The sequence below is a fragment of the Gemmiger formicilis genome (assembly GCF_016901605.1).
In the GTDB taxonomy this organism is placed as follows: domain Bacteria; phylum Bacillota; class Clostridia; order Oscillospirales; family Ruminococcaceae; genus Gemmiger; species Gemmiger formicilis_B.
This window is the reverse complement of record NZ_JACJKP010001028.1, coordinates 1-217: the sequence shown is the minus strand read 5'-3', so window position 1 is coordinate 217 and position 217 is coordinate 1. Positions and strand designations below refer to the sequence as shown.

2 pseudogenes are annotated in these 217 nt (G+C 55.8%); one reads left to right on the top strand and one right to left on the bottom strand.

The features are described from left to right. A pseudogene (locus tag H6B10_RS18985) lies at nucleotides 1-143 on the bottom strand (hypothetical protein); the annotation flags it as partial. On the opposite strand from H6B10_RS18985, the pseudogene H6B10_RS18980 reads away from it, so the two are divergent. Further along, nucleotides 105-217: pseudogene (locus tag H6B10_RS18980) on the top strand (uridine kinase); the annotation flags it as partial. The pseudogenes H6B10_RS18985 and H6B10_RS18980 overlap by 39 nt on opposite strands.

Genomic DNA, 217 nt, shown 5'->3' with positions numbered 1-217 from the left:
CGTTTGTAGTAACTGTCATGGTTGATGACACTCACTTCATTTACGCCAAAATGCTCCCGCAGACGCTCCGTCAGGGTACTTTTGCCGCTGCCGGTGCCGCCTGCGATGCCGATGTGCGTATTCTGCGCCGCATTGTCCGCGATGTTAAAGAGCGTGGACGTACGCTGGACAGCGTGGTGAGCCAATATCTGACCACCGTCAAGCCGATGCATGAGCA